A 7,331-nucleotide genomic window follows, 5' to 3' on the forward strand; every position below is an offset into this window, starting at 1 on the left:
AACATATCAAAACAAATACTACTTTGATACTCAAATGAGTTTTTTAATACAAAAAAACTACCTAATAATAGATAGTTTTTTCATAATATATTAAGAAGCAGGATAATAAATAGTCATACTCACTCTTGTTAATGTTTCTCCTAAATTGTAATAAACATGTGGTCGATCCGCCTTAAATCTAATGGAATCACCACTTTTCAAATTATATTTACACCTATTTACTTCAATTGTTAACTCCCCATCAAACACGGTTATAAATTCTTCCGTCCCTTCTTTATGAGCTTCCGCACTCAAACTTCCCTTTTCCTCAATTTCAATCATATATATTTCAAACTGTCTATTTTCTTGGAACGAAAATGAAGGAAATACTCTGTATCTCCCATTATCTTCAGATAATATTTGGATATCATTTCGTAAAACTATAGTCGTATCTGGTTGTGGATCATTTATTAAAGAAGTAAAGGAAACCTTTAGTCCATTAGCTATTTTCCAAATTGTTGTAATCGTAGGACTAGACTCTCCTCTTTCAATTTGTCCAATCATTGTTTTACTCACACCTGTTAATTGTGAAACCTTTTCCAAACTCAGTTTTTCTTTCTCACGAATAGCTTTTAAATTTTTTGCAAGGATAATTTGAATTTCCTCCATAAAAACACTCCTATACCATATACAATATAACGACCATTATGTATAATAAAAAGCACACGTTATATTGTTCTTTTCGGTCATTATAACACACGAATCGGAGGAGGTTTTTGAAATGCCTATATTTTCTTTTTTATTATTCGTCTTTATTAGTAGCTTCACACCAGGGCCTAACAATTTTTTAGCTATGACATATGCCCAGCGATATGGATTAAAAAGAAGCATTACATTTTGCTTAGGTGTAGCTTTCGGTTTTTTTATTATCACTTCATTATGTAGTTTCTTTAATATTGTACTTATAAACATACTGCCAACAATTGAATTCCCTTTAAAAATTTTAGGTGTAGCTTATATGCTGTATTTAGCTTTTAAAATACTCACTAGTAAAGGTAATACAGATACAAATGAAAAAAGTAATAAAAACTTATTTTTAGTAGGAATTATGCTTCAATTTGTTAACCCTAAGGGAATTTTATTCGGACTGACTGTAGTATCAACTTTTATTCTCCCTTACTACCATTCATATTCTAGTTATCTTTTCTTTTCATTGTTTTTAGGCATAGTCGGTTTAATGAGTACGTTTAGTTGGTGTCTATTCGGGTCTATGTTTCAAAAACTTATATTAAAACATAACCGAATATTTAACATTATTATGGCAGTTTTATTAGTGTTTAGCGCTATTTCAATTGTTATTAGCTAGTTCTATACTCATTCTAATTCTTAATTTTAGATTTCACCAAACGGGCTTTTATGGACAGTTAATCCCCCATCTACCTTCTTCGCTTCAGCAAGATTTTGAGGTGGAAGTCTTCTGGAAATAAGATTAACTATCCAATTCTTATATTTTGTTTAACTGAACCAAACGCTACAGAACGTATATCTTAAGCTTTTTCTCTTATTCTCCTAAATAAAACTTTTTTCTACCTTGTACAAACATTCCTTATCCTCATTAAAACGACTAACATCCGATAATTTATGTATTTACTTATCTATCATTTCTCGTTTCTTAATAAAATAGCATTTTTTTTATAAATTTTACACATTTGAACTAGACAAGCATATGTTAGTATATGGAGATCCCCTCCACTCATAAGATTCTTACCTTTCTAAGAGTACGTTTATAGGCGTGCTCTTTTGATTTTTATTTAATAACGATTTTTACATCCACACGCTTCTTACTAAGCTTCATTGCTAAATTAGGCTGGATATATTTTTCTATTTTTGAATGTATAATCCAAAACTTATTACTAGAAACCGTACACATACTAATAGCTCTTCAAAACAAAAACACATGCTTCTGTGGCGAAAGACAGTTCGGATAGCAATATTTGCAAATACAAAAAAGCGATTTCCCTTTCCATGAGAAACCGCATCAGATCAATTTGACAATACTTTAGCTAGTCATAGAAGATCTTATGGATCAATCGCAGTATATAAAAATCCAAATGCTCCTCAATGGATAGGGTTATGGACAGTATATGATGCATCAAGACATTTAATATATTCCAAATTTGGTTGGGTAAGTAATAGACCAATTAATCCATAATAAGAAAAAGAGGCTGCGAAATAATTACAGCCTCTTTTCTTTAATCGCATTTTTCTATTTGGTCGCCTTCTTCACCTGCATTTTCTGCCGAACTATCCGTTCCGCCTCCCACTGCATGTTGCTGTTTAGTATTAGAGCTTTCGATGGCAGCATTTGTCCCCGCTGCACTGTCTTCTCCACCACCACTTGCCACTTGAGTAGCACCAGCCTGTTCCTTACGGGTTTTATTAATTTGATTATTGATGATAAGTACAAATTCTGCCTCTTCATCCGAAGTTTCTTTTTTCATTTTATGCGGCTCAATCTGGTCCCCACTAATTCCTTTATTTATAGCTTCGCCGCCAGCGCCCACCGTTTGTTGCTGTCGGGTATTCGATGAATCGATTGCAGCATTACTTCCTGCTGCACTATTTTGTCCGGCCCCACTGGCAATTTGTGTTGTATTCGGTGCAAATGTAATCTGATTATTAATGACAATGACAATTTTTCGTTTATCAGCAAGATTTCCCAAATTAATTTCTTCTCCATCTTTTTTTACAAATCGAAACGTGATTTTTTCATTGTTTTCCATGTTATCCCCCCTTTGTATTATTAAATGACTGGAGAATGATAATGGATTGGACAAGCGTATTTTTTTTACAAATATGTGCCCCCGCCCACAATGAAGGATGTATTATCAGGTTCCGGTATTTTCCTCGTATTAAGTGCGTCGGCTACCAACAGTCCAGCATCCGCCGAATTTCGGAATGCATGGAGAAAAGCCTTATAGGAGATATAAAAAGAGAGATTAGTAGAAACATTGGTATATAAAGGTTTCTAGGTTTCACTTTATTTTTCTACTTTCCTTTTCTTATTTATATTTATCAGCCAAATATCTAGCATAGTGAATTAAATTTCTAGCTACATCTAATTCAAGATTAAATATATTAGGTACCCCTGGTCTCCAATTCACCTCAAATAACCACAATTTTTGATCTTTATCAATCCCTACATCAATTCCTAACTCATCAAATAATACATCCTTAAATAAAGAATTAAAATGGTTAGAAAAAGTTACTGCAAATCTTTCTAAATACCTTTTAATATTATACCAATCGTTATCAAACTCCGCTTTTAAAAAAACATCTAAATAAGTACTATAACCACCCTTAGCCATATTTGATACAATACTTCCTAATGGGCCTATTCTCGGGAATATAGAAGTAACAACCCACCTGCCTTCCCCATTTCTTTGAACATGCAATCGAAAATCATAAACATGACCAGATTTCATTTGACATGAAATAAACTGTTGAACTATGTATCCTTGCTCTTGAATCTTATCCGATATAAAGCTCCGTAATTGTTTTTTATTCATAGATGAAATTTGTTCTGACTCATTCATACTGTAATTCATCCCATTCTTTTCAATGAAAACAATACCACTACCTTGATGTCCAGAAATTGGTTTAATAATAAGCTTTTCATAACGATTAATCATGTCAAAAAACTTATTAACATCATTTAATTCATAAAAAGGAATAAGATATTGCTTAAATTTTTTTGCTCTATTTATTCTGTTATATACACTTAATTTATTTCCAATTGAATGACTTGTAAAAGGAACTTTTTCATGTAGATAATCATAGATTTGCTGATTTTTATCACTAACATGAACACTTGCATTGTAAATAACATCTGGAAAAGAAAATTCTTGTTCAATCCACTTACCATTTTCATAAGTTTTACCTAAAATCTTCTCCGTTTCTATATTTACCTTCCCTAAAGTAAAATAAAAAAAGTCCACACCTTCAGCTTTAGCTACAGCAGCATAAGTATATGCTTTCTTTACGTCATTCGGATCTTTCCGATGATGAAGCATACCAATTATTGTCATGTTAGTTTTTCTTCCCTTCTTTCTAAAGGTCTTTTTCAAAACAAATATCAAATTCATTATATATATATTCATGTTCTCCCTCATTCAACCATTTTTCGAAAAATCCAGAACAAGCTTAACCTCATTTTAATATTCTACCTATAGAAATAATAAACTTAAGGTTTTATAAAATGATAAATGATAAAGGTTAAGGTGACATAAAATGGATACTATCGTTTTCATTGAAACAAATAAATCTGGATCAAGTAGGGAAGCAATCAAAGCCGCTGAAAAACTTAATTTCTTTACTGTTCTATTAACTAAAAAAACAAAATTTATTAATGAACGCACTATATTCCCTGATGTACATCAGATGATTTTCACTGATATAAATGATTATGATAATATAATTACAACAATTGAAAAATTAAATAAATCAGGAAAAAACATAAAAGGGATCTTTAGTTTTATTGACCCTTATGTTTATTTGGCTGCACGTTTATCAGAAAAATTTTGCTCAAATATTGTATCTTCTAAAGCTATCCATCATATGGAAAACAAAATATTAACTCGTAATGTACTTAAAGATTTACCAATCTCACTCAACTATTTAATTTACAAACCAACAGAATCATTATCATCTTTTTTTAAAAAAAATAATAAGATAAATTTCCCTCTTATTGTGAAATCCCCTAAATCAACAGGATCAAAAGATGTATTATTAGTAAAAAATAAAGATCAATTAATTTTATCTATGCAAAGTCTTTTAAAAAAACTACCTAATGAAGAAATTTTACTTGAAGAATATATAGATGGACCTCAGTACTTAGTCGAAATTTTAGTTCAAAATGGAAAAGTCCATATTATAGCAGTAATTGAACAAGAAATTACATTTTTTGAACGCTTTATTGTTACTGGTTATTCTTTACTAGGACAGGTAGACAAAAGACTATACAATAGTCTTTTCAATGCAGTTAATTCTGTTATTCAGGCTTTTAATATGAAAAATGGAGCGTGTCATCTAGAACTCCGTAGAATAAAAGATGTTTGGAAATTAATTGAGATAAATCCCAGAATATCAGGTGGAGCAATGAATGACATAATTGAAATTGGACATGGAATCAACTTAGTGCAAGAGACTATTCAGTTAATGTTAGGAAATAAACCCTCACTAAATAAAAAACATTATAAATATGTGTACGCTCATTACCTAACAGTTAAATTTAAAGGAAAACTAATTCGAGTTACAGGGAAAAACCGTAGTTCTAAATATCCTGGTGTAGAGAAAGTTTATATAAAACCTAAAAAAGGAACTATCTTAAAACCACCTACATCAATGGGACATCGATGTGGATACGTTTTAGCAGCAGCCTATTTTAAAACAGAAGCTAAAAAAATTGCTTTAGAAGCAGCTAAAGAAATTTCATTTGAAATCCAAAAAGAATAACGTGAAAAGTTGTACGGTAAAGCGCTATGCGTCAATGATAACCAATCATATAAACCCTATTTTAGGAGGAATTAAGCTTGTTAACCTTAATTCCTTACAAATTCAACGATTTTATAATAAACTTTACAATACAAAACATCCTAATACTGTGCATTATATTCACAGCATATTAACAATCGTACTAAATCAGGCTGTGAGATTAAAACTAATTAAAATCAATCCACCTTCAACTGTCGTAACACCAAAAAAAAGAAAATCTCATTCCAAGTTTGGGATGAGGATGAAATAAGACATTTTTTAGTTACTACTCCAAAATCAAGATACCGCACAGTTTATATATTAGCGATTGCTACGGGCATGAGGGTAGGAGAAATACTTGGTTTGAGATGGACGGATATTGATTTCAATAATAAAACAATATCTATTAATCAAACTTTAAACCCGGATAACAAATTGATACTAGATACAAAAACTTCAAGTTCTAGACGTTCAATCTCTAATGATGAAAAGACAATTGAAGCATTACAAAAACATAAAATAAAAATAAATGCTGACCAATTAAGACTGGGTCAAGCATATTTAAATTATGATTTAGTTGTGTGTACCAAAATGGATAAACTGGTTTATCTCGGTGGCTTTCATGATACATTTAAAGCCTAATGATGTATTCCTTTCTTTTGAGTGAATGATCTCGTCATGAGAGCACTTTATTAAGTGCTCTTTTCGTGTTTCAAATACATACAAAATGCAATTTTTATATTAATCTTAATTACACATTTAATTGAATATTAATTCGTCAGACACGAATCATTTCTTATAAGGGCGCTCTGTATTTGTGCCCTTATTTAAATACTAAAATTTATTCCCCCACATATTTTTATAAATTGTATACAGTTCCATATGGGATTGTTGAAAAAGAAATTCCGTATGGCGTAATATGATGCATTGGGTAATAATACTCCATAGATGAATAGTAAGGTTGTATACCTTGCTGTATTTGTTGTATTTGCTGCTGTGCTTGTAGCGCTTGTTGAACAGCTTGAATTGTACTTTGTGCTCCGCTATACGTAATACCCGCCGTACCATACGGACGCATTCTATCTCGGGTATGAACATATGAATAAAACATTATTATTCAACTCACTTCCATATAAGTTATTACAAAGTATGTTATGATTCTTGATTTCAGTGAGTGTTAAAAACTAGTCCACTAGCAACCGAAATTATTGTCTGCTTTTTGTATAAGAATTTTCATTTTACATATACTACTTTTGAGCCTGTTTACCAATGCAAGCCATTTTGGTGTTTTGAATTCTGACTAAGCTGCCTTGTTGCATGGATTATTATATCTTTGACAACATTGGTTATAAGCACGTTTTCCGGCTATTCGTAGTTCTAAGCCAAAATAATTTTCCTCCTATAAAGGACAGCAGGTACGACTGCTTGTCCTTTTTTACTTATATTGCATATTTTCCTTTTTGGTAACCTCGAACACCGTTGTTCACACTACACCCCTTTTCCAATTCCGCAAACCTTTGTAACCAAGCTTCCCAACGCTCTGCATACGAAGCTCCTTGCTGCTTAGCCACCTCACAATATCTATTAGTCAAACTTTAAACCAGGATAATATATTGATGCTAAAATACAAAAACTTCTAGCGCTAGACGATTAATTTCAATTGATGAAAAGACAATTGAAGCATTACAAAAACATAAAATAAAAATAAATGCTGTCAAATTAAGACTGGGTCAAGCATATTTAAATTACGATTTAGTTGTGTGTACCAAAATGGGTAAACTGGTTTATCGCGGTGGCTTTCATGATACATTTAAAGCCTA

Annotated in this window: 9 protein-coding genes; 4 read left to right on the forward strand and 5 right to left on the reverse strand. The window is 31.4% G+C overall.

The features are described from left to right. Nucleotides 1-90: 90 nt before the first annotated feature. The gene (locus KI356_RS16105; RefSeq protein ID WP_002119442.1) at nucleotides 91-648 is read right to left on the reverse strand and encodes a helix-turn-helix domain-containing protein; all 558 of its coding nucleotides are present in this window, start codon (nucleotides 646-648) and stop codon (nucleotides 91-93) included. Nucleotides 649-760: 112 nt separating this feature from the next. Between KI356_RS16105 and KI356_RS16110 the strand changes: the two genes are divergently transcribed. Further along, nucleotides 761-1,345: a LysE family translocator gene (locus KI356_RS16110; RefSeq protein ID WP_212935886.1), complete on the forward strand. Its 585-nt coding sequence runs from the start codon at nucleotides 761-763 to the stop codon at nucleotides 1,343-1,345. An 886-nt stretch (nucleotides 1,346-2,231) separates the two neighbouring features. Here the strand turns inward: KI356_RS16110 and KI356_RS16115 are convergent. Together KI356_RS16115 and KI356_RS16120 are read right to left on the reverse strand one after the other, a co-directional pair. Further along, the gene (locus KI356_RS16115) at nucleotides 2,232-2,762 is read right to left on the reverse strand and encodes a hypothetical protein (protein ID WP_002109913.1); all 531 of its coding nucleotides are present in this window, start codon (nucleotides 2,760-2,762) and stop codon (nucleotides 2,232-2,234) included. A gap of 279 nt (nucleotides 2,763-3,041) precedes the next feature. After that, entirely contained in the window at nucleotides 3,042-4,139 is a 1,098-nt protein-coding gene (locus tag KI356_RS16120; protein ID WP_212935887.1) for a YheC/YheD family endospore coat-associated protein, read from the reverse strand. Between the two features lie 130 nt (nucleotides 4,140-4,269). On the opposite strand from KI356_RS16120, the gene KI356_RS16125 reads away from it, so the two are divergent. Genes KI356_RS16125 through KI356_RS16135 form a run of 3 tightly spaced genes read left to right on the forward strand, consistent with a single transcriptional unit; the run spans nucleotide 4,270 to nucleotide 6,153 of the window. Beyond that, a complete protein-coding gene (locus KI356_RS16125) occupies nucleotides 4,270-5,493 on the forward strand; it encodes an ATP-grasp domain-containing protein (protein WP_212935888.1) in 1,224 nt (407 codons plus the stop codon). 34 nt (nucleotides 5,494-5,527) lie between these two features. Continuing rightward, a complete protein-coding gene (locus KI356_RS28545; protein WP_369009430.1) occupies nucleotides 5,528-5,782 on the forward strand; it encodes a tyrosine-type recombinase/integrase in 255 nt (84 codons plus the stop codon). After that, a complete protein-coding gene (locus tag KI356_RS16135; RefSeq protein WP_238486198.1) occupies nucleotides 5,779-6,153 on the forward strand; it encodes a site-specific integrase in 375 nt (124 codons plus the stop codon). The genes KI356_RS28545 and KI356_RS16135 overlap by 4 nt, the downstream gene beginning before the upstream one ends. A 217-nt stretch (nucleotides 6,154-6,370) precedes the next feature. On the opposite strand, the gene KI356_RS16140 is transcribed toward KI356_RS16135, so the two are convergent. Then, nucleotides 6,371-6,622 carry a DUF3947 family protein gene (locus KI356_RS16140; protein WP_212935890.1) on the reverse strand — a complete coding sequence of 84 codons (252 nt, stop codon included), beginning with the start codon at nucleotides 6,620-6,622 and terminating at the stop codon, nucleotides 6,371-6,373. Between the two features lie 328 nt (nucleotides 6,623-6,950). Further along, nucleotides 6,951-7,082 carry a hypothetical protein gene (locus KI356_RS28410; protein WP_265176545.1) on the reverse strand — a complete coding sequence of 44 codons (132 nt, stop codon included), beginning with the start codon at nucleotides 7,080-7,082 and terminating at the stop codon, nucleotides 6,951-6,953. Nucleotides 7,083-7,331 lie beyond the last annotated feature (249 nt).

This window comes from Bacillus hominis (genome assembly GCF_018332515.1).
GTDB classification, from domain to species: domain Bacteria; phylum Bacillota; class Bacilli; order Bacillales; family Bacillaceae_G; genus Bacillus_A; species Bacillus_A hominis.

Coding starts and splice junctions, on each gene's coding strand:
- KI356_RS16120 (WP_212935887.1), bottom strand. CDS start 4,139: ATGAATATATATATAATGAATTTGATATTTGTTTTGAAAAAGACCTTT.
- KI356_RS16105 (WP_002119442.1), bottom strand. CDS start 648: ATGGAGGAAATTCAAATTATCCTTGCAAAAAATTTAAAAGCTATTCGT.
- KI356_RS28545 (WP_369009430.1), top strand. CDS start 5,528: ATGATAACCAATCATATAAACCCTATTTTAGGAGGAATTAAGCTTGTT.
- KI356_RS16115 (WP_002109913.1), bottom strand. CDS start 2,762: ATGGAAAACAATGAAAAAATCACGTTTCGATTTGTAAAAAAAGATGGA.
- KI356_RS16110 (WP_212935886.1), top strand. CDS start 761: ATGCCTATATTTTCTTTTTTATTATTCGTCTTTATTAGTAGCTTCACA.
- KI356_RS16125 (WP_212935888.1), top strand. CDS start 4,270: ATGGATACTATCGTTTTCATTGAAACAAATAAATCTGGATCAAGTAGG.
- KI356_RS16140 (WP_212935890.1), bottom strand. CDS start 6,622: ATGTTTTATTCATATGTTCATACCCGAGATAGAATGCGTCCGTATGGT.